Origin of the sequence: Stenotrophomonas sp. 3diitr2024 (assembly GCF_042136455.1) — a bacterium.
Taxonomy (GTDB): domain Bacteria; phylum Pseudomonadota; class Gammaproteobacteria; order Xanthomonadales; family Xanthomonadaceae; genus Stenotrophomonas; species Stenotrophomonas sepilia.
On record NZ_JBHHMJ010000348.1, the window covers coordinates 1 to 501 of the forward strand.

1 protein-coding gene and 1 pseudogene are annotated in these 501 nt (G+C 42.3%); one reads left to right on the plus strand and one right to left on the minus strand.

All coding sequences use genetic code 11. The features are described from left to right. Positions 1-137: pseudogene (locus tag ABGA94_RS08785) on the minus strand (EF-Tu/IF-2/RF-3 family GTPase); the annotation flags it as partial. A gap of 23 nt (positions 138-160) precedes the next feature. On the opposite strand from ABGA94_RS08785, the gene ABGA94_RS08790 reads away from it, so the two are divergent. Then, the coding region (locus ABGA94_RS08790; RefSeq protein ID WP_375367038.1) for an insecticidal delta-endotoxin Cry8Ea1 family protein at positions 161-501 on the plus strand (341 nt) is incomplete at its 3' end.

Genomic DNA, 501 nt, shown 5'->3' on the forward strand with positions numbered 1-501 from the left:
ACGGTGGTCTTCTGCACCGGACGGATGCCGACGATTTCGATTTCGTCGCCAACCTTGATCACGCCGCGCTCGATACGACCAGTCACCACGGTGCCGCGGCCCGAGATCGAGAACACGTCTTCCACCGGCATCAGGAAACCCGTGGGCTGAATTAATGATAATGGTAGAAGAACTCATAAATCAAAAAATAGAAGAGGCTGTAAGAAACAAAGCACTTGCAGATTTGGCCAATTCAGGTAGAGCGCTCCAATCCTATTTAAACGCATTTGAAGATTGGCAAAAAAACCCTAATAATTTTCGGAGTAAAGAGCTAGTAAGAGAAAGATTTTCAAACGCGGAACATTCATTGCGCACCGAAATGAGTTCTTTTGCCATAAGAGGATTTGAAATACCACTTTTGGCAACATATGCGCAAGCTGCTAATTTACATTTATTTCTAATTAAAGATGTTCAAATTTATGGGAAAGAATGGGGATATTCTCAAGGTGATATTGATTTATT